This window comes from Burkholderia stagnalis, from assembly GCF_902830275.1.
Taxonomy (GTDB): Bacteria; Pseudomonadota; Gammaproteobacteria; order Burkholderiales; family Burkholderiaceae; genus Burkholderia; species Burkholderia stagnalis.
Window position 1 is genome coordinate 84,354 of the sequence record NZ_CADESW010000010.1, and the last position, 22,401, is coordinate 106,754.

A 22,401-nucleotide genomic window follows, 5' to 3' on the forward strand; every position below is an offset into this window, starting at 1 on the left:
TGCCGCCGCTTCGGCGAAGCGGCGGCACAACGCACGCTTGCGCCAACAGGTAGCCGATTCCATGAAATTCCCTGCGATCCATTCCCTGCGGTTGTCGTTGTTCGTCCCTCTCCTCGGTGGCCTGATCGGCGCGAACGCCGTACATGCAATGGGCGTCGTGCCCGATACGTCCGTGGTGATCGTCGACGAGGCCGATGGCGAAGGAACGATCTCGGTCAGAAACACCGACGACCAGCCGACGCTCCTTCATACGACGATCGAGCCCATTCCCGAAGACCCGGCCGAGCTCGTCATCGCGACGCCCCCGGTCGCGCGGGTCGAAGGCGGCGCTGCGCAACTCGTCCGGTTCGTACTCGCCGGAAACGAACCGCTCGCAACGCAGCGCCTCGCCCGCGTGACGTTCTCCGGCATTCCACCGAAGCGCCAGGGCCGGAACGAGATCCGGACGATCCTTCGCCAGAACCTGCCCGTCCTGGTCCAGCCGCGCGACCTCGAGCGCAACGATGCGCCGTGGGCGCTGCTGAAGTGGTCGATCGACGGCGGCGAACTGGTCGTGCGCAACGACAGCCGCTACGTGGTGCGCCTCGAACAGAAAGTGCAGTTGCTGCCGACGCAGCAGATCGTGTCGCTGCCGGCGCCTTACGTGCTGGCCGGACAGGCGCGCCGGATCGCGTTGTCCAGCGGCGCTGCCGCCATGCCCGAGCGCGTCCGCCTGTTTCCCGCCACGGTCTATGGCTACTCGGTCGATCACTACGACGCGCCGCTCGACCTCGGCACGGCCGGTGCGGTCACGCGCCGGTAAGCGCCGTGCGGCCGTTTCCGGACCTGCAACGGCGGGTGCCGCCCGTAACCGGGACGTACTGCTCGCGTTCGGGCTGTCCATCGCCGCAGGCAGCACACCATGCGCCGCCACCTCCGGCGCCGGCGGCGCCCCGCCCGATGCGCTCGAATTCGACACGGGCGCGCTGCGTGAGCAAGGCATCGACGCCGCGGCCGCCCGCTACTTCGAGCACGCGCCACGCTTCGCGCCCGGCACCGCGCCCGTCAGGCTGACGGTCAACGGCAGGCGCGCCGGTCGCGCCGATGCGCGGTTCGACGACAACGGAAACCTGTGTGCCACGCCCGCCCTGCTGCATGCGGCCGGCCTCGTCGTCCCCGATGCGTTCCGCGCTGCGGTCGCGCCGGCCGCGCGTCCCGACGCGGCCCCATGCCACGACTACCGGCGCTTCTATCCGCAGACGATCGTCACGCTGCGCCCGGCCGACGGCGCCATCGACCTCGTCGTGCCAGCCGACGCGCTCGCTGCGACCCGGCGCACGCCCGGCGCGTTCGAGCGCGGCGGCTTCGCCGGGCTCGTCAACTACGACCTGCTCGCGACGACGACGCGCACCCCCGCCGGCACATCGCAATACTGGCAGGCCACGACCGAAGCCGGGTTCAACGCGTCGGACTGGATCGTCCGCAGCAGCCAGATCGTCACGGCCGTGGACGGGCACGTCGACGTCAACCATCAGGCGGCCTACGCGCAGCGCACGTTCGCGTCGCTCGGCACGACGTTGCAGGCGGGGCAGATCGTCCCGCGCTCGACGCTGTTCGCGACCGGCCGGATGTTCGGCCTGCAGGCGTTTCCCGACGAAGCGCTTGCCGTCGCGCCCGGGACGGCTGCGCGGGTGACCGGGATCGCGCGCACGCAGGCGCGCGTCGAGGTGCGCCAGCTCGGCGTGCTGATTCACACGTCGCAGTTGCCGCCCGGCCCTTTTGCGCTGGGCGATCTGCCGCTCGTCAGCGGCACTGCGGATATTGACGTGACGATCGTCGAGGCCACGGGCGACGCGCAGCATTTCGTCGTGCCGGGATCGTCCCTGTCCGGCGCCGGGCTCGCCGCCGCGCAAGGGCTGGCGATCGCGGTCGGCCGCCTGCAGAACGACGGATACGCGCAGGCCCCGTGGCTCGCGACCGCCACCCACGGCTGGCAGATCCGGCAACGCGCCCGGCTGAACGCCGGCATCCTGGTGTCGTCGCCGTTGCAGTCGGGCGCTGCGAGCGTCGAATTCGTCCCGCTTGCCGGCGTCGATGCGGCCGTCGGCATCGACATCAGCCGTACCGCCGGTCGACGCGGCACCCAGGCCCGTGTCACCGTGGCGAGCAACCGCGACACGGCGCTGAGCGCCAGCGCGTCGTATGCACGGCGCACGTCCGGATACCGGGAGTTGACCGATGCCGTCCTCTCGACGGACGCATTCACGCCGCCCTCGCACACGCAATTCGCCGCCGCGCTCGGCTGGCACGATCGCGCGCTCGGCATGCTGTCGCTCGACTACACGTGTGTCGGGGTATTCGACGGCCCCGACATGCAACGCATCGCCGGCATGTGGACCCGTCCGTTCGGGCGCGGATCGCTTTCGCTGAACGTAAGCCGTACGCTCGGCACCCGCGGCGCGGGCGGCACCCAGGTCTACGTCAGCGTGGCCGTGCCGATCGGCCAGCGCAGCGTCGGCGCATACGCGAACGTCACGGGCGACTCGCTGCGCTCCGGCGCCCGCTATTCCGACACGTTCGGCCGCACCGGCAGCTACAGCGTCGCGGCCGACTACGACACCGCGAACCGTTCGCCGTCGATACGCGCGACTGTCAGCGCCACGCCAGGCCATACGCGTGCGACCGTGAACGCCAGCCTCTACGGCGCCGGCCGTTCGACAATCGGTGTCAATCTGCGCGGCGCGGTCGCCCTGCTCGATGGCGTCGGCATGCTGTCGCCGTACGAGATTCGCGACACGTTTGCGCTCGCCAGCGTCGGCGATCGCGCCGGCATCGAACTCGCGACGCCGTCCGGCCCGGTCTGGACCGATCGGCGCGGCCGAGCCGTCATCGCATCGCTGCCCGCATACGCGCAGACGTTCATTCGGGTCAACACGAAAAGCCTGCCGCGCAACCTCGACCTGAAGAATGGGCTGCAGACCGTCGAAGCCGGACGCGGCTCGGTCAGCCGCGTCGAATTTGCCGTCGAGCAAACGCGACGCGTGCTGCTGACCGTGACGCAAGCGAACGGCGCGTTGCTGCCGACGCTGTCGACCGTCATCGACGACGGCGACCGGTTCGTGACCGTCAGCGGCGGCGAAGGCAAGCTGCTGCTCACGGGCGCCCAACTGACCAAGCCGCTGCGAATCGCATTACCGAACGGGAAGCGCTGCCGCCTGACGTTCGCGCTGCCGGACGTGCCGCCCGTCGCGACGCGCTACTACGAACGGGCCGACGCGCGCTGCGCGTCATCGCCCGATCCCGCCACGGGCAGCACATAAAAAAAGCGGCACGCATACCGCCGTGCCGCCAACCCCAACTCTGTTCTTTTACGCGTTCAGAACTTCATCCCGACGCCCACGCCGACGATCAGCGGATCGATGTGCAGCGTGCCGATCGACTTGTCGCCGAGCGTCGCATCGGTACTCATCCAGATCTTCTTCACGTCGACGTTGACGAACACCTTCTTCGTCACCTGCACGTCGACGCCGAACTGCAGCGCGGGCCCGAAGCTGCTCTTCTCGATCGACACGCCCTGCCCGCCGACGTTGAGCCCGTTGTTGTAGAAGTACGTGTAGTTCAGGCCCGCGCCCACGTACGGACGCACCTTGCCGGCATGGTTGAAGTGGTACTGCAGCAGCAGCGTCGGCGGCAGCACGTTCACGCCGCCGAGGTCGCCGAGGCTCGACGTCGCCTGGTGCCGCGACGTGCCGAGGATCAGCTCGACGCCGAGATAGTCGCGAATCATGTACGTGAAATCGAGCTCGGGCACGATCGCGTTCTTCACGCCGACGTTGATCGCGCCCAGCGTGTCGCTGCCGCGCTCGTTCGGCTGGATGCTGATCGCGCGCAGCCGGGCCAGAAAGTCGCCCTGGTAAATGCCATCGCCCTGCGAAGCGGCGTGCGACAGTGTCGGCATCGCGGCGAGGCTCGCGGCACATGCCGCGGCAGTCATACAGTTTCGAATCGTCTTGTGCATCATCTTACGAACCCCCTAGGAACGGCCTCCATTCTGTCGGCAGGGTCTTTCCCTCATCTTGATATTCGTCAAGCCAGCGTAAACGTGGGGCGGTTTGTCGCAGCGTCGGTCGCACGGCCCGTGAGCAGCAGGTCGAGCAAATCCCGCACGCTGCGGATCGCGCGGCCGAACGGCAGCGCCTCGCGGCCGCGGAAGAACAGGCCGTTCGCGACGTCGCCGCGCAACGCGGCGGCGAGGCGCGTATCGATGCAGAAGTGGCCGAACTTCTCGATGCCGTCGCGCAAGCCGCATACGCTCAGGCATTCGAGCGCGGTCGGACAGCGCTGCTTCAGCGCGCCGAGCTTGTTGCGGATGCGCGTCTCGTTGCGCAGGTAACGATCGAGCCACGGCGTCTTCACCGCGCGCGCCGGCAGGCCCGTCACGCTGACGAACTCGACGATGTCGTCGGGGCCCGCATCGGCGAGCACGCGCTTGAAGTTCGGATGCGCGTCGCCCTCCTCGGTGACCGCGAACGGCGTGCCGACCTGCACGGCGTTCGCGCCGGCGGCGAGCGCGTCGCGCACCGCCGCGTGACTGTTGATGCCGCCCGCGACGATCAGCGGTATTCGCTCGCGCGCGAGGCCGAGCGACGCGATCACCTGCGCACTCTCGTCGAGCACGCGCGCGAAGTCGAAGCGTGGGTCGTGCATGTCGTCGAGCTGCGTGACGCCGAGATGGCCGCCCGCATGCGCGGGATGCTCGATCACGATCGCGTCCGGCAGCCGGCCCTTCTTCATCCATTTCTTCAGCACGAGCGCGATGCCGCGGCTGTCCGACAGGATCGGGATCAATGCGATGTCATGGCCGTGCGTCAGGTCCGGCAGGTCGAGCGGCAGGCCCGCGCCCATCACGATCGCGTCCGCGCCGTGCTCGCATGCGACACGCACGTAGTCCGCGTGCGCGCTGACCGCCTTCATCACGTTGACGGCGATCATTCCGCGCCCGTCGCTGTAGGTCTTCGCAAGACGGATCTCGCGCGCGAGCGCGTCGAGATTCGCGGCCTCGAGCGTGGCGCGCACCGGCTGCGCACGGCAGCGTTCGAGCAGGTCCGCATGGTGATGGCGCAGGTCGATGCTCGCGATCGTGCCGAGCGCGCCTTCGCGCGCGACGCTGCCGGCCAGCCGGTGCGCAGAGACCCCGACGCCCATGCCGCCCTGCACGACCGGCAGCAATGAACGGCCGCGAATCACGAGCGGCGGGAAGGAAGTGCGGGCAGACATCGGGGACCTCGTCGAACCATCGGAAGCTGCGATGATCGACGATTGGCCGGCGCGCGCCTTGCGCGGCATCAAGAAAAACGGCACGCGCAAGGCGTGCCGTTTCGTGTAGCGCGCGTTGCCGCCGCTCAGGCCGTCTTCTGCGGCTTGAGCTGCATCGACTTGTATTCGAGGTATTCCTCGAGCCCGTACACGCCGTTCTCGCGGCCGTGGCCCGACTGCTTGAAGCCGCCGAACGGCGCGGCCATGTTCCACGTGCCGCCGTTGATGTCGACCTGCCCGGTGCGAATGCGCCGCGCGACGCGCATCGCGTGCTCGTCGCTGCCGGCCCACACCGCGCCGCCGAGGCCGTACGGCGAGTCGTTCGCGATGCGCACCGCTTCGTCCTCGTCGCGATAGGTGATGATCGACAGCACCGGCCCGAAGATCTCCTCCTGCGCGATCGTCGATTTCGGGTCGACGCGCCCGAACACGGTCGGCTTCACGAAGAAGCCCTTGTCGATGCCGTCCGGCAGGCCGACGCCGCCCGTCACGAGCTCCGCGCCTTCGTCGATGCCGCGCTGGATGTACGACTGCACGCGCTGCTGCTGCGCCGCCGACGCGAGCGCGCCGAGACGCGTCGCATCCTGCCGCGGGTCGCCCGCGACGTACGCTTCGGCCGCGGTCTTCGCGAGCGCGCGCGCTTCGTCGTAGCGGGCTTCCGGCACGAGCATCCGGGTGTGCGCGGAACAGGTCTGGCCGGCGTTCAGGTAGCACGCGTTGACCGTGCCCTTCACCGCCGCCGTGAAATCGGCATCGTCGAGGATCACCGACGCCGACTTGCCGCCCAGCTCGAGCGCGACGCGCTTGACGCTCGCGGCGGCCAGCTCGGCCACGCGCTTGCCGGCGCGGGTCGAGCCGGTGAACGACACCATGTCGATGTCGGGATCGGTCGCGAGCACTTCCCCGACCACCGGCCCGTAGCCGCACACGAGGTTGAACACGCCGGCCGGCAGCCCCGCTTCATGAATCGCCTCGGCGAGCATGAACGCGTTGAGCGGCGCGATCTCCGACGGCTTGAGGACTACCGTGCAGCCGGCGGCCAGCGCCGGCGCGACTTTCAGCGTGACCTGGTTGAGCGGGTAGTTCCACGGCGTGATCGCCGCGACGACGCCGACCGGTTCGCGCACGACGAGCGAGTTGTCGACCCGCGCCTCGAATTCGAACGACGCGGCGAGCTTCGCGTACGCGTTCCAGTTGTAGATCGGGCCGCCCACCTGAATCGCGCGCGACAGCTTGATCGGCATGCCGACCTCGCCCGTGATCGATTGAGCGAGTTCCTCGCCGCGTGCCTGCAGGCGCTCGGCAATCTTGCGCAGGTAGGCGGCGCGCGTCGCGGGCGGGGTGGCCGCCCAGCCGTCGAACGCGGCGCGCGCGGCGCGCACGGCCGCTTGCGCATCGGCCGGCTGGCCCTCCGGAATCCGGCCGATCACGGCCTCGGTGCCCGAGTCGATCACGTCGATCATGCCGTCGCCCGTCGGCTCGCGCCAGGCGCCGTCGATATAGAACTTGTCGTAGGTTTTCATCGTCGTGTTCCGTCTCCATGGAAGCGAACATTCTAGCGAGTGTCGTGCCCGCCCGGCATGGCGCCGGGCCGCACGCGAAGTGACGCGCCGCGCAAGCTTCGCCGGCGCGGCGATTGACAGCCATTCGAAAGCAAACCAGCCTCGGGCACCGCATTGATCATACAAAAAGGAACGTCTTGAGCGCCACGACGCGCACGACACGCCGAAAGCCCCGGTGCGGCCTGCCGCTCCTTTCATCCCCGCATCGGCCCGGGTGCGCGACCGGGCCTGCATCGTGCTATGTTTTTACTATCGGCACCGGGTCCTTGCGCCCGGCCGCCATCCGGAATCGATGCATTTCGCGAGCGCTGCCATGACCGACGCCTGCCCCACCCTCGGCTCCCACGACCGCCTGGAGCTGCTCTGCTGGCTCACCTGCGGCAATCTCGGCGCGTACTACCTGAACGAGACCTGGCCGGACGCCGCGTTCCAGGTGCAGGCCGCGCATCGCTGGCTCGATCGCCACCACCGCGCGGCCGACTGGCTGTCGATCGCGAAGCTGTCCGCGCTCGCGCAGGACATCGCGAAGCGCCATGCCGGCTTCGTCGACGCGGCCTGGGCGCGCGACGCGGTCGAGGAGATCGTCGACACCGACGACCTGAACTATCAGGCGCGGCTCGTGCAATGGGTGTACGAAGACTGCTGCAAGGCGCTCGCGGACCAGCGGCTCGCCGATTGACTGACGCCACGGGCCGCCGCGCGTCAGGTGCCGCACGCGTGGATCAGGAACTGCTGCAGCGCCAGCGCCGGCCCGGCTAGCGTGCCCTTCTTCCGCCAGATCATGCCCGCGTCCATTTGCGGGATCGCGTCGTGCACCGGCCGCGCCTCGATGCGCTTGCCTTCGAGCGACCACGGGCGAAACACCATGTCTGACAGGATCGTCACGCCGAAGCCGTGCGCGACGAGCCCGCGCAGCGCCTCCATCGACGACGTGCGAAACGCGATGTTCGGCGTGACGCCCACCTCGCGCCAGTACCGTAGCGTCGACTGCTCGCCTTCGTCGACGGTGATCAGGATGTACGGATAGCCGGCGATATCCGCGAGCGACGGCGCGCGCAGCTGCGCGAGCGGATGCGACGGCGCGACCCACAACTGCCGCCGCGACCGGATCAGCACCTGGCTGTCGAACCGGGCCGGCCGCGCCACGTTCGACAGCAGCACGACCCCCATGTCGATCTCGCCGTCGAGCACCGCCGCCTCGATGTCCGCCCGTTCCATGTCGCGCAGGTCGAACTCGATGTACGGATAGGTCGTCCGAAAGCGCGCGAGCAGCTCCGGCAGGAAATAGCCGAGCACCGTGTACGACGCCGCGATCCGCACCGTGCCGCGCAGGTCGTGCGAGCGGAACGGCGGCTTGTGCACGGCATCGCGCGCGGCATCCAGCACGCGCCGCGCGTGGTTGTAGAAATCCTGGCCGTCCGGCGTCAGCGCGACGCCTTGCGGCAAACGCTCGAACAACCGCATGCCGAGCCCGTTTTCCAGCGCCAACACCGCGTTCGTGATCGCCGACTGCGATACATGCTCGTTGGCAGCCGCCATCGAGAATTGCCCGGTTTGAGCAGCGGCCACGAAGTACCGCAACTGCCGGAGCGTGAGATCGAATGCCATCTGTTTTTCGCATACCAGAGTTTGCTATTTGTGATTTTACGATAGCAAATCGGCTTCCTATACTCGGCAAAAAAGACAGTACACCGGAGACAGATCGCCATGAACGCCCCCGCCCCGAGCGTCGCTGCCGAGCCGCACGACGCCGCCGTCACCCTCGACGACAAGTACACGCTGGAAAAAGGCCGCGTCTACATCAGCGGCACGCAGGCCCTCGTGCGGCTGCCGATGCTGCAGAAGGCGCGCGACCGCAACGCCGGGCTCAACACCGCCGGGTTCATTTCCGGCTACCGCGGCTCCCCGCTGGGCGCGCTCGACCAGTCGCTATGGAAGGCGAAGCAGCACCTCGAGTCGAACGACATCGTGTTCCAGCCCGGCGTCAACGAGGATCTGGCCGCGACGGCCGTCTGGGGCACGCAGCAGATCAACCTGTGGCCGGGCGCCACGCGCGACGGCGTGTTCGGCATGTGGTACGGCAAGGGGCCGGGCGTCGACCGCACCGGCGACGTGTTCAAGCACGCGAACTCCGCGGGCAGCGACGCGCGCGGCGGCGTGCTCGTCCTCGCCGGCGACGACCACGCGGCCAAATCGTCGTCGGTCGCGCACCAGTCCGAGCATGCGTTCATCGCGGCCGGCATGCCCGTGCTGTATCCGGCGAACGTGCAGGAATACCTCGACTACGGGCTGCACGGCTGGGCGATGAGCCGCTACTCGGGCCTGTGGGTCGCGATGAAGTGCGTGACCGACGTGATCGAATCGACCGCGTCGGTCGACCTCGATCCGGACCGGGTGCAGATCGTCACGCCCGCCGACCATGCGCTGCCGCCGGGCGGCCTCAACATCCGCTGGCCCGACTCGCCGCTCGCGCAGGAAGCGCGGCTGCTCGACGAGAAATGGTATGCGGCGCTCGCCTACGTGCGTGCCAACAAGCTGAACCGCGTCGTCGTCGATTCGCCGACGCCGCGCTTCGGCATCATGACGGCGGGCAAGGCCTACCTCGACGTGCGCCAGGCGCTCAGCGACCTGGGCCTCGACGACGAGGTCTGCGCGCAAATCGGCGTGCGCGTGCTCAAAGTGGGCTGTGTATGGCCGCTGGACGCACAGGATGCGCGCGCGTTCGCGACCGGCCTCGAGGAGATCCTGGTCGTCGAGGAAAAGCGGCAGATTCTCGAATATGCGCTGAAGGAAGAGCTGTACAACTGGCGCGAGGACGTGCGCCCGAAGATCTACGGCAAGTTCGACGAGCGCGAGAACGAAGGCGGCGAAGGCGGCGAATGGTCGGTGCCGCGCGGCAACTGGCTGCTGCCCGCGCATTACGAGCTGTCGCCCGCGCTGATCGCGAAAGCGATCGCGCGGCGCCTGATGCGCGCCGACCTGCCCGCGGACGTGCGGGCGCGCATGCTCGCGCGGGTCGCCGTGATCGAGGCGAAGGAACGGGAAGCGGCGAAGCCGCGCGTGTCGGTCGAGCGCAAGCCGTGGTTCTGCTCGGGCTGCCCGCACAACACGTCCACCCGCGTGCCGGAAGGCTCGCGGGCGCTGGCCGGCATCGGCTGCCACTACATGTCGATGTGGATGGACCGCAACACCGAGACTTTCAGCCAGATGGGCGGCGAAGGCGTCGCGTGGATCGGCCAGATGCGCTTCTCCGGCGACCGGCACATCTTCGTCAATCTCGGCGACGGCACCTACTTTCACTCCGGGCTGCTCGCGATCCGCGCGGCGATCGCCGCGAACGCGACCATCACGTACAAGATCCTCTATAACGACGCCGTCGCGATGACGGGCGGCCAGCCCGTCGACGGCGTGCTGACCGTCCCGCAGATCGCCCACCAGGTCCACGCGGAAGGCGCGAAGCAGATCGTCATCGTGACGGACGAGCCGCAGAAATACGCGGCGGGCGTCGTGCTGCCGGCAGGCGTCGAGGTTCATCATCGCGACGAGCTGGATGCGATCCAGCGCAAGCTGCGCGACACGCCGGGCACGACCATCCTGATCTACGACCAGACCTGCGCGACCGAGAAGCGCCGCCGCCGCAAGCGCGGCACCTATCCCGACCCGGCGCGGCGCGCGTTCATAAACGACGCGGTGTGCGAAGGCTGCGGCGATTGCTCGGTGCAGTCGAACTGCCTGTCCGTGGAGCCGCTGCCGACGCCGCTCGGCACCAAGCGCAAGATCAACCAGTCGTCCTGCAACAAGGACTTCTCGTGCGTGAACGGCTTCTGCCCGAGTTTCGTGATCGCTGAAGGCGCGCAGCTTCGCAAGCCGCAAGCCGCGCACGCCGCCGGCTCGAGCGGGCCGGATGTCGACGGGCTGCCGATGCCGGCGCTGCCCGATATCGCGAAGCCGTATGGCGTGCTCGTCACGGGCGTCGGCGGCACGGGCGTCGTGACGATCGGCGGCCTGATCGGGATGGCCGCGCACCTCGAGCGCAAGGGCGTGACCGTGCTCGACATGGCGGGCCTCGCGCAGAAAGGCGGCGCCGTGCTGAGCCACGTGCAGATCGCCGCCGCGCCCGACGCGCTGCATGCGACCCGCATCGCGACCGGCGAAGCGCGGCTCGTGATCGGCTGCGACGCGATCGTGTCGGCGTCCGCCGACGTGCTGTCGCGCACGCAGCACGGCGTGACGGTGGCCGCGATCAACAGCGGCGAGACGCCCACCGCGGAGTTCGTCAAGAATCCGAAATGGACGTTCCCGGGCGTGCAGACGGAAGCCGCGCTGCTCGACAGCATCGGTGACGGCTGTGCGTTCATCGACGCCAATGCGCTGGCGCTCGCGCTGCTCGGCGACACGATCTACAGCAACCCGCTGCTGCTCGGCTTCGCGTGGCAGAAAGGCTGGCTGCCGCTCGGGCTGCCGGCGCTGCTGCGCGCGATCGAGCTCAATGGCGTATCCGTCGACAAGAACCGGCTCGCGTTCCATTGGGGCCGCCATGTCGCGCATCACGGCGCCGCGTCGGTTCAGGCATTCGCCCGGCCCGCTGCCGCACCGCAGGCAGCAGCCGCGCCGGTTGCCGAATCGCTCGACACGCTGATCGCCACGCGGGAAGCGCTGCTGACTGCCTATCAGAACGCGGGCTACGCGCAGGCCTATCGACGCACCGTTGACCGGATTCGCGCGAAGGAGGCGCAGCTCGCCGGAGATCCGGCGCTGCCGCTGACGCGCGCGGTCGCCGCGAACCTCGCGAAGCTGATGGCGTACAAGGACGAATACGAAGTCGCCCGCCTGTATGCGGATCCGGCCTATCTCGACAAGCTGCGGCAGCAGTTCGAAGGCGAACCGGGGCGCGACTACACGCTGAGCTTCCATCTCGCGCCGCCGATGTTCGCGAAGCGCGACGAACACGGCCATCTGCGCAAGGCACGCTTCGGCCCGTGGGTGCTGCCGGCGTTCCGGATGCTCGCCCGCCTGAAGGGGCTGCGCGGCACGTCGCTGGACCTGTTCGGCAAGACGGCGGAACGGCGCGGCGAGCGGCAGATGATCGCCGATTATGTCGCGCTGGTTGACGAGTTCTGCGCGACGCTCGATGCCGAACGCCTGCCTGCGGCTGTGCAGTTGGCAGGTCTGCCTGACGAGATCCGCGGGTTCGGCCACGTGAAGGAAAGGAATGTCGCGGTGGTCGCGAGCAAGCGGGCGCGCCTGCTCGACGCGTATCGGAAGCCGGTGGAACAAGCGGTCAAGGCGTGATTCTGCGGCCGCCCTCGCGGCCCAATACGACAAAAAGCCCATCCGAGGACACCCCGGATGGGCTTTTTTCGATACGCGGGCCCGGAACGGCGGCCCGCAGACCTTACGCCTGCCCCTGGCTCGCGAGGAAGTCCTCGTAATTCCCGCCGAAGTCGGTCAGCGTGCCATGCGTGGTCACTTCGATGATCCGGTTGGCCAGCCCGCTGACGAATTCACGGTCGTGCGACACGAAGATCAGCGTGCCTTCGAACTTCTCGAGCGCGATCTGCAGCGACTCGATCGACTCCATGTCCATGTGGTTGGTCGGCTCGTCCATCAGCAGCACGTTGTGGCGGCCAAGCATCAGCTTGCCCCAGATCATGCGGCCCTTCTCGCCGCCCGACAGCACCTTCACCGACTTCTTGATGTCGTCAGCCGAGAACAGCAGGCGGCCGAGCGTGCCGCGCACCATCGTCTCGTCGTCGCCGTCCTTGCGGTACTGGTCGATCCAGTCCATCAGCGCGATGTCGTTCGGGAACTCCTCGTAGGTGTCCTGCGGCATGTAGCCGACGTTCGCGTTCTCCGACCACTTCACCGTGCCGTGATCGAGCGTCAGGTTGCCCAGCAGCGCACGCAGCAGCGTCGTCTTGCCCGCGCCGTTCTCGCCGATGATCGCGATGCGCTCGCCCGGCTGCACCGACAGGTTGAAGTTCTGGAAGATCGTGCGCTCGTACTTCTTCGTGATCGTGTCGGCGACCACGGCGATGTTGTGCAGCTTCTTCTCGAACTCGAAGCGGATAAACGGGTTCTGCCGCGACGACGGCTTGAATTCCTCGATCTTGATCTTGTCGATCTGCTTCGCGCGGCTGGTCGCCTGGCGGGCCTTCGACTTGTTCGCCGAGAAGCGGCGCACGAAGTCCTGCAGCTCGGCCACGCGCTCCTTCGCGCGCGCGTTCGCGGCGGCCTGGCGCTCGCGCGCCTGCGCGGACGCGAGCATGTAGTCGTCGTAGTTGCCCGGCCAGACCTTCAGCGTGCCGTAGTCCATGTCGGCCATGTGCGTGCACACGGAGTTCAGGAAGTGACGATCGTGCGAGATGATGATCATCGTCGAGTTGTAGCCGTTCAGCGTTTCTTCGAGCCAACGGATCGAGTTGATGTCGAGGTTGTTGGTCGGCTCGTCGAGCAGCAGCACGTCCGGCTTCGAGAACAGCGCCTGAGCGAGCAGCACGCGCAGCTTCCAGCCCGGCGCGACGTCGCTCATGGGGCCGGTGTGGAATTTCTCGTCGATGCCGATGCCGAGCAGCAGCGCGCCCGCGCGCGCCTCGGCGTCGTAGCCGCCGTACTCGGCGAACTTCGCCTCGAGCTCGGCGGCGTGCATGTAGTCGTCATCGGTCGCTTCGGGGTTCGCGTAGATCGCGTCGCGCTCGGTCATCGCGGCCCACATCTCGGTGTGGCCCATCATGACGACGTCGAGCACGCGCACGTCTTCGTACGCGAACTGGTCCTGGCGCAGCTTGCCGAGGCGGATGTTCGGCTCGAGCGCGACGTTGCCGCCGCTCGGCTCGAGGTCGCCGCCCAGGATCTTCATGAACGTCGACTTGCCGCAGCCGTTCGCGCCAATCAGACCATAGCGGTTGCCCTCGCCGAATTTGACCGAGATGTTCTCGAACAGGGGCTTCGGCCCGAATTGCATCGTGATGTTGGCAGTAGAAAGCACGGCAGATCCCGTTAGGAGATAGATCGACGGAAAACCGGCTATTTTAACAGGTGTCGGTGAATCGCTGGGGCACGCGGCATTCGGCCGCCCTGTAAACGGGGGCACATCGCGCCGTCACGCGCGCGCCTCGCACCTCACTTGCCGGCGTTCGCCGATACCTTGGCCGAGCCCTTCGCCGGCGCCTTCAGCTGCGCGAACAGCGCCGCGCACGGCACGTCCTTGTTGTTGCTCGGCGCGATCAGCGGGATCAGCGCGGCCAGCGGATTGATCAGGCCGAGCCCGACCATCGCGCCGGCGCGCAGCGCGAGCGCGCCCGCATCGACGCCGACGTCCGGATTCTTGAAGGTACCCTTCACGTACAGCGGCGAGCGCAGCGAGAACACCCGGAAGCCCTTCGTATGCGGATGGACCCTCAGGTTCATCGATTCGTCGCGCAGGCTGATCGGCCCGTCGACGTTGATCAGCGCGTCGTCGGTGTCGAGCGCGAACACCTTCGTGTCGAGCACGCCGTTGGTCGCCTGGAAATCGACCGCCGCGCAGTTGATCTTCACGTCGCGGTTGCCGAACATCTTCTCGTAGACGACGTTCGCGACATTCAGGCCCGCCGCTTCCATCAGCAGGCGGCTGATCCGCCCGTCCGTCACGAGCGCCTTCACTTCGCCGTTCGCGGTCGCGGCGAGCGCGGCCGGCGAGTTGCCGGTCGCCGACAGCGACGCGTCGCCGTTGATCTCGCCGAGCGCGGACTGCATCACCTGCTGCGTCGCGAACAACTGCCTGAGCTTCAGGTGCCGCGCGGCGACCGTGAAGCGGCCCCTGAGCGGCGCGGCGCTGCCGTCGAGGCGCGCGGTGGTCGCGAGCGAGCCGCCCGCGACGCCGAACTTCAGCGGCTCGAGCGACAGCACGCCGTCCTGCAGCACGATGTGCGTGTACAGGTCGGTGATCGGCAGGTCCGCGCTCTTGACCAGCTTGCGGCCGGTGAACTTGACGTCCGCGTCGAGCGCGCGCCAGCGGTCGGTGCGGAAAGTCTCGACCGGCAGCACGCGGCCCGGCGGCTGGCGCGTCGTGTCGCCGCGCTGGGCCTTGCTCGCGGCGGTATCCGCGCCGATCACCGGCGCGAGATCGGCGAAGCGCAGCAGGTTCGACACCAGTTCGCCCGACAGCAGCGGACGCGGCGCGCGCTGCGCATACGCGAGCGTGCCGCTCAGGTCGCTGCCGCCGACCCGGCCGTCGAAATTCTCGTAGCGGAACGTGCTCGCGTGCGGCTTGAAGTTGCCGATCAGCCGCCCTTCGGTCGCATACGGCGGCGTGTCGGGCAGCGTGATGCCGGTCAGCGCGTACAGGTGCGACATCGTCGTGCCCTGCAGCCACAGCCGCAGGTCGAGCGCGGCGAGCGCGCGCGGGTCGGTCAGCGTGCCGACGATCGCGAGCCGCGTATCGCCCGCCTTCACGTCGGCCTGCAGCGGGAACGGCCGCGCGGCGTCCGCGAGCGCGAGCACGCCGCCGAGCTTGCCGGTGCCGGTGATCGGCACGTTCTTGTAGCGGCCGTCGACCTTCACGCCGAATGCGTACGCGGGGCCGGCCGGCTTCGCGGCGGATGTTGCGGCGGCTGCCACGGCGGCGCTCGCGCCGGACGGCGACGCCGTCGCGGCGGAAGCGGCCTGCGATGCAGACGAAGCGGACGCGCCCGACGCCGCCTCGGCATTCGCCTTCGCGCTGAGCTGCGCAGCCCCATGCTTGCCGACGCGCTGCGCCGACGCGGCCCGCGACGTTTCCTCCTGCTGCTTCATTACGTCGCCGAGCGGGATCGGCTGGCCGAGCGTATCGATCGCGATCGTCAGGTCGGCCTTCGTGATGGCGTCGCGATACGTGACCGTGCCCTTCGCGAAGCCGAAGCTGTCGAGCCGCACCTTCCACGGCGACGGCTGGTTCGACTGCCTGAACTGGAACGTCCACGTATTGCGGCCGTCGGCGAGCCGTTCGAGATCCACCGCGGGATTGACAACGTCGATCGACGGAATGACGATTTCATGCGCGAGCAGCGGCAGGATCGCGAGATCGAAGTGCGCGGCGTCGAGCGTGACGAACTTCGGCGCCTTTGCCCAGTCGGGGTTGCCGATTTCGATCTGCGTGGCGGAGAGGCTCGGCCACGGCACCCATGCGCGCCAGCCGGTTTCGCCGTCGGGGCGGCGCCAGCCGACCTTGAGGTCGCCGTTGATCGCGAACGGGCGGCCGAGCGCCGCGCTCACCTGTTCGTTGACCCGCGGTTTCACATGGTTCCAGTCGAACGTGAAGAGAAAGATACCGGCCGCCGCGATCACGACCGCGACGAAGCCGACGATCCATGCAGCCGATTTGCCGATGGCTCGAGTAAGCGTCATGGCGGTTCCGTTGTTGTTCTCGATGCATGTCGCGCCATGCCGGGCCGCTTGCGTGTTGCGTGGACGAACGGCGCACGACACCCGCGCGAGCTTTTCGCTGGGTATTATGACGCACGCTTGCGCGCCGCTTCGGCGCCATTAACGCTTTTTTTCATTTGTGACATGACAGCTACCACCGGCCTCATCGACGCGCGGGGTGTGACCCGGCGGGACGCCAGAAGCGGCAAGGTTCTGCTCGCCCCCACCGATTTCAGCCTGCCCGCGGGTGCGCGCGTTGCGATCACCGGGCCTTCGGGGTCGGGAAAAAGCGTGCTGCTGCGCGCGCTCGCGCTGCTCGACCCGCTCGACGGCGGCCGCGTGCTGTGGCGCGGCAAGCCGATCCGCCGCAGCGCGATTCCGCGCTACCGGCGCAGCGTCGCGTATCTGCGCCAGCGTCCCGCGCAGACGGACGGCACGGTCGAATCGCAACTGCGCTATCCGTATTCGCTCGCGGTCTACCGCGACTTGCGGTTCGATCGCGCGCGCGCCGAGCAACTGGCCGCGCGCGCGGGCCGTGGCGCCGACTTCCTCGACAAGCGCGCGAGCGAGCTGTCGGGCGGCGAAGCGCAGATCGCGGCGCTGCTGCGCGTGTTGCAGCTCGATCCCGACGTGCTGCTGCTCGACGAACCGACCTCCGCGCTCGACCCCGATTCGACGCGCGCGATCGAAGCGCTCGTCGGCGCATGGTTCGACGCGGCGCCCGATGCGCGCGCATCGATGTGGATCTCGCACGATCCGGCGCAGGCGGCGCGGATCGGCACGTCGCGGATGACGATGCAGGCCGGCGTGCTGAGCACCGCGCCCGCCGTGGAGGTCACACGATGAACGGGGTGCTGCAGGATCTCAGCCTCGTCGACGTCGGCATCGCGGCGGCGCTCGTCGCGGTCAACGGCGCGATCTCGGCCGCGCTGTCGCTCGGGCTCGGCCGCACGCTCGCGCTCGCGGCGGTGCGCACCGTCGTGCAGTTGCTCGCGATCGGCTACGTGCTCGGCTGGGTGTTCGGCCACGCGCACTGGTACGTCGTGCTGCCGCTCACCGCGCTGATGACGCTGATCGCCGGCTTCGCGGGCGCCGGGCGCGGCAAGCGCACCTATCGCGGGCAGCGCGCCGACAGCATCGTGTCGATCTGGTTCAGCAGCTGGTTCGTCGCGGCGATCGGCCTGTTCGTCGTGATCCGCATCCATCCGTGGTACGCGCCGCAGTATGCGATCCCGATCCTCGGCATGATCCTCGGCAACACGCTGACCGGCGTGTCGCTCGGCGTCGAGCGGATGACCGAGGAACTCACCGCGCGGCGCGACCGCGTCGAGACCGCGCTCGCGCTCGGCGCGACGCGCTGGGAAGCGGCGCAGGACGCGGCGCGCCAGGCCGTGCGCGCCGGCATGCTGCCGACGCTCAACCAGATGGCCGTGGTCGGCGTCGTCAGCCTGCCGGGCATGATGACCGGCCAGGTGCTGGCCGGCCAGTCGCCGCTGCAGGCGGTGCGCTACCAGATCGTGATCATGTTCCTGATCGCCGCGGCGTCGGCGCTCGGCACGGTCGGCGCCGTGCTGCTCACCTACCGCAGGCTGTTCTCCGCCGATCACCGCTTCCTGGCCGCGCGGCTCGAAGAGCGCGCGCATTGACGCCCGGCGCGGCCGCCCGGCGCGCCGCGGTCAACGCGCGGCGCGGCGCTTGCCGATCGCCTGCCGCAGCGCAGCCGTCACGTTCGCGTCGGGCGCAAGCCCGTCGACCGACGCGACGAGCCGCACCGCGCGTGCCGTCGTCACATACGCCTGCGCGCCGACATAGCCGCCGCTGCCGGCCGAGCGCGTCGTCACGACGAGCGCCTGCGGCGCCCGCGCGCCGAGATCGGCCGTGAACACATCGGCAACGGTGCCGTCGCGCGCATGCAGCACGCCCGTCACGTAGTCGTCCGTATCGAAGCCGGGTGCCGCGTGCGCGGTCGAATACACGCGCACCGCATAGCTGCCGGTCGAGCACGGTTCGAGCGCGCCGCTCGACACGACGGCCGTCTGCTGCCGCGACGGCAGGTCGACCTTCTTCACGAAGCTGCAATCGTCGGCCGCCTGCGCGTGCGCGGCAACGAGCGCTGCGGCGGACAACAACGCGCGCATGCGGTTTTTCATCAGGATTCCGTTGGGGACTTGGGAAAGGTGCCGGAAAGGATAGCGTGACGTCGGCATGACGTCACGCAAGCGGCTGCACACCGCCGGATGTGGACGAGCAACGGCTGCGACGCCGCCGCCGGCGCACGCCGACGGCCGGCATCATGAGGGCGAGGCAAGCGCCGCTAGCGCTTGATCGACACCGACACCTTCGTGCCGTCGCTCATCGTGACGGTTTTCGAGCCGCCGTTGGACGAGATCGTCAGCCACTTCACCTGGCTCACCGACACGACGTTCGGGCATTGCAGCGGCTTGCCGCCTGCCGTCACGCTGCGCGTGCCTTTCGGCGCGGCCGCCTGGAAGCTCATCTGCACGTTCGCCATCCCCTTCGCGTCGATCGACGGCGCGAGCCGGACCTGCGTCTGCCGGACCATCGCGCCGTTCGCGTCGCGCGGCAGGTTGTCGGCGTTCGGACAGCCGTCCGGCATCGCCACCGCGCCGTCGGGCGGCACCGACTTCCAGTTGAAGTCGTCCGTCTCGCCGGAGCGGATCTTGCGCGTCTCCTGCGCACTGCCGAAGGTTTTCGAATCGACCTTGACGGTGTATTCGAGCTGCCCCGTGCCGCCGCCCTTCAGGCTGCCCTTGACCGGCGGCGCCGCGTGCACGCTCGCGCTGACGCACGCTGCCGCGACGAACACGGCCGACCACGATGCGGCGACCGACAAGCTGCGTTGGCTCATGCTGACCTCCTTGTCATGCGGCGGCGCTCGCGCGCCCCGCGCAGTTTTTTCGATGCATGACGCGTTGCCAGTCTACCGCCAAGCGGGCCGCCATGCGCCGCGATCGCATCGGGTGTTACCCCGCTTGCGCTCGACGCGCGGCGCATGCCGTGCGCGTTCAGAAACCGCCCAGCACCAGCTTGCCGATCGCCCGCCCCGCTTCGAGCAGCCGGTGCGCGTGCCGCACGTTGGCCGCGTTGATCGCGCCGACGTGCTCGCCGAGCGTCGTGCGCAGCACGCCGCCGTCGACGAGCCGCGCGACTTCGGTCAGCAGCTTGTGCTGCTCGATCATGTCCGGCGTCTCGAACATCGCGCGCGTGAACATGAACTCCCAGTGAAACGCGGCGCTCTTCGCCTTCAGCAGCTCGACGGGCACGGGCTTCTCGTTCTCGACGATCGTGCAGATGCCGCCCTGCGGCCGGATCACTTCCGCCGCCGCCGGGAAATGGCGGTCGGTGTCGTTGAAGATCAGCACGTAGTCGACCTGCGCATGGCCCGCGTCGCGCAGCTGCGCCGGCAGATCGCCGAAGTGGTCGACCACCTGGTCGGCGCCGAGCGTGCGCACCCACTGCGCCGATGCCGGCCGCGACGCGGTCGCGATCACGTGCAGCTTGCCGAGCGTCTTCGCGAGCTGGATCGCGATCGAGCCGACGCCGCCCGCGCCGCCGACGATCAGCACCGACTTGCCGGCATCCGCGCCCTGCGGCGACACGCGCAGCCGGTCGAACAGCGCTTCCCACGCGGTGAGCGCGGTGAGCGGCAGCGCGGCGGCGGCCGCGAAATCAAGCGTGCGCGGCTTCAGCGCGACGATGCGCTCGTCGACCGCGTGATACTCGCTGTTCGCGCCCGGCCGCGTGATGCTGCCCGCGTAGAACACCTCGTCGCCGGGCCGGAACAGCGTGACGTCGGCGCCCACCGCGACGACCGTGCCGGCCGCGTCCCAGCCGAGCACGCGCGGCGCGTCCTCGACCTGCGGCTTCGGCGCGCGCACCTTGGTATCGACCGGGTTCACGGAAATCGCCTCGACCTTGACCAGCAGGTCGCGCGGGCCCGGCACGGGCTGCGGCAGCTCGACGTCGAGCAATGCGTGCGGATCGTCGATCGGCAGGTAACGGGTCAATCCAACGGCTTTCATCGTTCGGCTCCTTGCAGGGTTCGGGCGGGCCGCGGCGGCAGCCCTGGGACACCGCATCGTAGGCCGCCCGATCTTTCGAGAAAACCGCTATATTTCCTGAAACATTTTCCTGATTTTCCGAAGAATGCCTTCCGTCCCCGTCGCTCCGGTTCCCGGCCCCGACAAACCGCTCGACCTGCTCGACGTCGGCCTGTTCGTGCGCGCCGCGCTGCTGGCCAACGTGACGGCCGCCGGCCGCGAATTCGGCGTGTCCGCGGCGGTCGCAAGCGCCCGCATCGCGCAGCTCGAGCGCCAGCTCGGCGCGCGCCTGCTGCACCGCACCACGCGCCGCATCAGCCTCACGCAGGACGGCGAGATCTTCATGGCGCGCGCCGAGGCGCTGCTGACGGCCGCCGACGCCGCGCGCGCGTCGGTCGGCCATGGCCGCACCGAGCCGTACGGACGGCTCAAGGTGTCGATGTCGTCGTCGTTCGGCCGCCAGCACGTCGCGCCGGTGATTCCGGCCTTCCTGCGCCGCTATCCGTCGGTGTCGCTCGACCTGCGGCTGTCGGACGAAATCGTCGATCTGGTCGACGAGGGCTTCGACGTCGCGATCCGTCTCGGCGCGCTGAAGGATTCGACGCTGGTCGCGCGCAAGCTCGCCGCGAACCGCCGCGTCGTGTGCTGCTCGCCCGCCTATCTCGCCGAACATGGCGCGCCGCGCCATCCGGCGGACCTCTCTCGGCACGAATGCGTGATCCTCGGCGACCAGCGCGACTGGTCGTTCGTGACGCCGCAGGGGCCGCTGACCGTGCGCGTCGGCGGCCGCCTCGTCGCGAGCAACGGCGAGGCGATCCGCGAGGCGCTCGTCGACGGCTTCGGAATCGCGATCAAGTCGACCTGGGATGTCGCGCCCCATCTGGCGAGCGGCGCGCTCGTCAGCGTGCTCGACGATTACCCGCTCGCCGACGAAGTCGCGATCTGGGCCGTCTATCCGAGCCGCGCGCATGTGCCGCTGAAGACGCTCGCGTTCATCGCGTTCCTCGCCGAGCATTTCGGCGACCCGCCGTATTGGGACCAGCGCGGGGATCAGCGCGGCGCGGCATAGCACGCGGGCCGGCGTCGCCCGGCGGATGCCGATCCGGTCTCCGCCGGATACCAACCGGCTACAATGTCGCGTTCGCGCCGCTGCCGGCCGCCCACGCATTCCGTTTGCATTCCAACCAATCCGCCATGACCCAGAATCTCGTCATCCAGAGCCTCGCGCCGCTGTCGGACGCGCATTACAAACCGCTGCTCGCACTCGCGCGCGGCGCCCGCGTCGTGCCGATCGATGCGCACGCGCTGCGCATCGAGGATGCCAACCCGGCGCAGCGGCCCGACATCGACGCGTACTGCGGCACGCATGCGCTCGACTTCGCGTTCGTCGACGCGGGCCGCACGCTCGGCGATTTCGGGCTCGTCGTGATGGACATGGATTCGACGCTGATCACGATCGAGTGCATCGACGAGATCGCCGATTTCTGCGGGCTGAAGGCCGAAGTCGCGGCGATCACCGAGGCGTCGATGCGCGGCGAGATTCGCGATTTCAACGAAAGCCTGACGCGCCGCGTCGCGCTGCTCGCCGGCCTCGACGCGCAGGCGCTCGAACGCGTGTACGAGGAACGGCTGCGGCTGTCGCCGGGCGCGGAATCGATGCTCGCCGGCGCGAAGGCGGCCGGCCTGAAGACGCTGCTCGTGTCGGGCGGCTTCACGTTCTTCACCGAGCGCCTGAAGGCGCGCCTCGGCCTCGATTTCGCGCACGCGAACACGCTCGAGATCGTCGACGGCAAGCTGACCGGGAAAGTGCTCGGCGAGATCGTCAACGCCGACGTGAAGGCGCGCCTGCTGCGCGATACGTGCGCGGCGCTCGGCATCGCGCCGAGCCGCGCGATCGCGATGGGCGACGGCTCCAACGACCTGAAGATGATGGCGGAGGCCGGCCTGTCGGTGGCGTTCCACGCGAAGCCGGTGGTGCGCGAAGCCGCGACGGTCGCGTTCGATCACGTCGGCCTCGACGGCCTGCTGCGCCTGTTCTGAAACGACAACGCCTGCGCGCCCCAAGGTCGCGCAGGCGTTTCGCAGGCGTATTGCTTGCC

General features: G+C 68.9%; 17 protein-coding genes. 8 read left to right on the forward strand and 9 right to left on the reverse strand.

Annotation, left to right across the window (positions count from 1 at the left end; translation table 11 throughout):
* The first annotated feature begins 61 nt into the window (after positions 1-61).
* The gene (locus HWY45_RS18705) at positions 62-802 is read left to right on the forward strand and encodes a fimbria/pilus chaperone family protein (protein WP_059881791.1); all 741 of its coding nucleotides are present in this window, start codon (positions 62-64) and stop codon (positions 800-802) included.
* Complete coding sequence (locus tag HWY45_RS18710) at positions 783-3,299, forward strand: fimbria/pilus outer membrane usher protein (protein WP_059881789.1); 2,517 nt, start codon at positions 783-785, stop codon at positions 3,297-3,299. Before HWY45_RS18705 ends, HWY45_RS18710 begins: the two co-directional genes overlap by 20 nt.
* A gap of 56 nt (positions 3,300-3,355) precedes the next feature.
* On the opposite strand, the gene HWY45_RS18715 is transcribed toward HWY45_RS18710, so the two are convergent.
* From HWY45_RS18715 to HWY45_RS18725, 3 genes are all read right to left on the reverse strand, one after another.
* Positions 3,356-4,000 (reverse strand): OmpW/AlkL family protein, encoded by a 645-nt coding sequence (locus tag HWY45_RS18715; RefSeq protein ID WP_124483256.1) that lies wholly within the window; start codon positions 3,998-4,000, stop codon positions 3,356-3,358.
* A 65-nt stretch (positions 4,001-4,065) separates the two neighbouring features.
* Positions 4,066-5,256, reverse strand: a complete 1,191-nt coding sequence (locus tag HWY45_RS18720; RefSeq protein ID WP_059881787.1) for an NAD(P)H-dependent flavin oxidoreductase — start codon at positions 5,254-5,256, stop codon at positions 4,066-4,068.
* A gap of 125 nt (positions 5,257-5,381) precedes the next feature.
* Positions 5,382-6,818 carry an aldehyde dehydrogenase family protein gene (locus HWY45_RS18725; RefSeq protein WP_059881785.1) on the reverse strand — a complete coding sequence of 479 codons (1,437 nt, stop codon included), beginning with the start codon at positions 6,816-6,818 and terminating at the stop codon, positions 5,382-5,384.
* A 352-nt stretch (positions 6,819-7,170) separates the two neighbouring features.
* Between HWY45_RS18725 and HWY45_RS18730 the strand changes: the two genes are divergently transcribed.
* Positions 7,171-7,536 (forward strand): hypothetical protein, encoded by a 366-nt coding sequence (locus HWY45_RS18730; protein WP_059881783.1) that lies wholly within the window; start codon positions 7,171-7,173, stop codon positions 7,534-7,536.
* A gap of 23 nt (positions 7,537-7,559) precedes the next feature.
* On the opposite strand, the gene HWY45_RS18735 is transcribed toward HWY45_RS18730, so the two are convergent.
* Positions 7,560-8,465 (reverse strand): LysR family transcriptional regulator, encoded by a 906-nt coding sequence (locus tag HWY45_RS18735; RefSeq protein WP_059801428.1) that lies wholly within the window; start codon positions 8,463-8,465, stop codon positions 7,560-7,562.
* Between the two features lie 99 nt (positions 8,466-8,564).
* Here HWY45_RS18735 and HWY45_RS18740 point away from each other — a divergent pair, with 99 nt between their 5' ends.
* Positions 8,565-12,149: an indolepyruvate ferredoxin oxidoreductase family protein gene (locus HWY45_RS18740; protein ID WP_059881782.1), complete on the forward strand. Its 3,585-nt coding sequence runs from the start codon at positions 8,565-8,567 to the stop codon at positions 12,147-12,149.
* Positions 12,150-12,252: 103 nt separating this feature from the next.
* On the opposite strand, the gene HWY45_RS18745 is transcribed toward HWY45_RS18740, so the two are convergent.
* Entirely contained in the window at positions 12,253-13,845 is a 1,593-nt protein-coding gene (locus HWY45_RS18745) for an ABC-F family ATPase (protein WP_059881780.1), read from the reverse strand.
* Positions 13,846-13,979: 134 nt separating this feature from the next.
* Positions 13,980-16,223 (reverse strand): AsmA family protein, encoded by a 2,244-nt coding sequence (locus HWY45_RS18750; RefSeq protein ID WP_059881778.1) that lies wholly within the window; start codon positions 16,221-16,223, stop codon positions 13,980-13,982.
* A 162-nt stretch (positions 16,224-16,385) separates the two neighbouring features.
* Between HWY45_RS18750 and HWY45_RS18755 the strand changes: the two genes are divergently transcribed.
* Positions 16,386-17,087, forward strand: a complete 702-nt coding sequence (locus HWY45_RS18755; protein WP_059881776.1) for an ABC transporter ATP-binding protein — start codon at positions 16,386-16,388, stop codon at positions 17,085-17,087.
* A complete protein-coding gene (locus tag HWY45_RS18760; protein ID WP_059561979.1) occupies positions 17,084-17,887 on the forward strand; it encodes an ABC transporter permease in 804 nt (267 codons plus the stop codon). Before HWY45_RS18755 ends, HWY45_RS18760 begins: the two co-directional genes overlap by 4 nt.
* 30 nt (positions 17,888-17,917) lie before the next feature.
* On the opposite strand, the gene HWY45_RS18765 is transcribed toward HWY45_RS18760, so the two are convergent.
* The 3 genes from HWY45_RS18765 to HWY45_RS18775 form a co-directional block, all read right to left on the reverse strand.
* Complete coding sequence (locus HWY45_RS18765) at positions 17,918-18,391, reverse strand: PliI family lysozyme inhibitor of I-type lysozyme (RefSeq protein WP_059801418.1); 474 nt, start codon at positions 18,389-18,391, stop codon at positions 17,918-17,920.
* A 164-nt stretch (positions 18,392-18,555) separates the two neighbouring features.
* On the reverse strand, positions 18,556-19,110 hold the full coding sequence (locus tag HWY45_RS18770; protein ID WP_059561986.1) for a DUF6013 family protein: 555 nt from the start codon (positions 19,108-19,110) through the stop codon (positions 18,556-18,558).
* 157 nt (positions 19,111-19,267) lie between these two features.
* Positions 19,268-20,284, reverse strand: coding sequence for a zinc-binding alcohol dehydrogenase family protein (locus HWY45_RS18775; RefSeq protein ID WP_059881773.1), 1,017 nt, complete (start codon positions 20,282-20,284; stop codon positions 19,268-19,270).
* A 124-nt stretch (positions 20,285-20,408) separates the two neighbouring features.
* Between HWY45_RS18775 and HWY45_RS18780 the strand changes: the two genes are divergently transcribed.
* Together HWY45_RS18780 and serB are read left to right on the forward strand one after the other, a co-directional pair.
* Positions 20,409-21,371 carry a LysR family transcriptional regulator gene (locus tag HWY45_RS18780; RefSeq protein WP_059881772.1) on the forward strand — a complete coding sequence of 321 codons (963 nt, stop codon included), beginning with the start codon at positions 20,409-20,411 and terminating at the stop codon, positions 21,369-21,371.
* A gap of 125 nt (positions 21,372-21,496) precedes the next feature.
* On the forward strand, positions 21,497-22,342 hold the full coding sequence (gene serB / locus HWY45_RS18785; protein ID WP_059561994.1) for a phosphoserine phosphatase SerB: 846 nt from the start codon (positions 21,497-21,499) through the stop codon (positions 22,340-22,342).
* Positions 22,343-22,401 lie beyond the last annotated feature (59 nt).

Bases quoted from the DNA above. Each gene is read 5' to 3' on its own strand.
- HWY45_RS18705 (WP_059881791.1), top strand. From the start codon at position 62: ATGAAATTCCCTGCGATCCATTCCCTGCGGTTGTCGTTGTTCGTCCCT.
- HWY45_RS18715 (WP_124483256.1), bottom strand. From the start codon at position 4,000: ATGATGCACAAGACGATTCGAAACTGTATGACTGCCGCGGCATGTGCC.
- HWY45_RS18720 (WP_059881787.1), bottom strand. From the start codon at position 5,256: ATGTCTGCCCGCACTTCCTTCCCGCCGCTCGTGATTCGCGGCCGTTCA.
- HWY45_RS18725 (WP_059881785.1), bottom strand. From the start codon at position 6,818: ATGAAAACCTACGACAAGTTCTATATCGACGGCGCCTGGCGCGAGCCG.
- HWY45_RS18730 (WP_059881783.1), top strand. From the start codon at position 7,171: ATGACCGACGCCTGCCCCACCCTCGGCTCCCACGACCGCCTGGAGCTG.
- HWY45_RS18735 (WP_059801428.1), bottom strand. From the start codon at position 8,465: ATGGCATTCGATCTCACGCTCCGGCAGTTGCGGTACTTCGTGGCCGCT.
- HWY45_RS18740 (WP_059881782.1), top strand. From the start codon at position 8,565: ATGAACGCCCCCGCCCCGAGCGTCGCTGCCGAGCCGCACGACGCCGCC.
- HWY45_RS18750 (WP_059881778.1), bottom strand. From the start codon at position 16,223: ATGACGCTTACTCGAGCCATCGGCAAATCGGCTGCATGGATCGTCGGC.
- HWY45_RS18755 (WP_059881776.1), top strand. From the start codon at position 16,386: ATGACAGCTACCACCGGCCTCATCGACGCGCGGGGTGTGACCCGGCGG.
- HWY45_RS18760 (WP_059561979.1), top strand. From the start codon at position 17,084: ATGAACGGGGTGCTGCAGGATCTCAGCCTCGTCGACGTCGGCATCGCG.
- HWY45_RS18765 (WP_059801418.1), bottom strand. From the start codon at position 18,391: ATGAAAAACCGCATGCGCGCGTTGTTGTCCGCCGCAGCGCTCGTTGCC.
- HWY45_RS18770 (WP_059561986.1), bottom strand. From the start codon at position 19,110: ATGAGCCAACGCAGCTTGTCGGTCGCCGCATCGTGGTCGGCCGTGTTC.
- HWY45_RS18775 (WP_059881773.1), bottom strand. From the start codon at position 20,284: ATGAAAGCCGTTGGATTGACCCGTTACCTGCCGATCGACGATCCGCAC.
- HWY45_RS18780 (WP_059881772.1), top strand. From the start codon at position 20,409: ATGCCTTCCGTCCCCGTCGCTCCGGTTCCCGGCCCCGACAAACCGCTC.
- serB (WP_059561994.1), top strand. From the start codon at position 21,497: ATGACCCAGAATCTCGTCATCCAGAGCCTCGCGCCGCTGTCGGACGCG.